Annotated in this window: 1 protein-coding gene; it reads right to left on the reverse strand. The window is 59.8% G+C overall.

Annotation, left to right across the window (positions count from 1 at the left end):
• The coding region (pyrF, locus tag HHU12_RS34630) for an orotidine-5'-phosphate decarboxylase (protein WP_169661232.1) at positions 1 to 460 on the reverse strand (460 nt) is incomplete at its 3' end.
• Positions 461 to 584 lie beyond the last annotated feature (124 nt).

Consider the following 584-nt stretch of genomic DNA (forward strand, 5'->3'; position numbering starts at 1 on the left):
GCTTCGCCGCGTAGTCAGCCGGAGATAAGGTAATGCCCAGATCCTGTAGATCGCTGGACTCCATGCTGGTGAGCACCGTGACAGCGATCAGCAGCGGCGCATCTTTGCCAAACGGCAGCAGCGCTTCGCGCGCGGCGGTCATCATTCGCGCGCCGCCGGAAGCATGGACATTCACCATCCATACGCCCAGCTCAGCCGCTGCGGCCACCGCGCGGGCGGTGGTGTTGGGAATATCGTGAAACTTAAGGTCCAGGAACACCTCAAACCCACGCTGATGCAGATCGCGGACAAACTGCGGGCCCAGCAGGGTGAACATCTCTTTGCCCACCTTCAGGCGGCAGTCGCGCGGGTCGATGCGGTCGACAAATGCCAGCGCTTTATCGCGATTATCATAGTCGAGCGCAACCACAACGGGAGAGGATGTGACAGCGCGGGAAGATGGGATAGCTGTAGACGTCATGACCAGACCTTAGTGTTGATGGGCGCCGGGGTGGCGCAAAAAAGGTAAACGGGCAGCATTCTACCTGTGAAGCGAACAAAATAACAGACTGCCGTACCTGCCCTGACCGGACGATGGCGCTGCC

Origin of the sequence: Flammeovirga aprica JL-4 (assembly GCF_012844305.1) — a bacterium.
Classification (GTDB): Bacteria; Bacteroidota; Bacteroidia; order Cytophagales; family Flammeovirgaceae; genus Flammeovirga; species Flammeovirga aprica.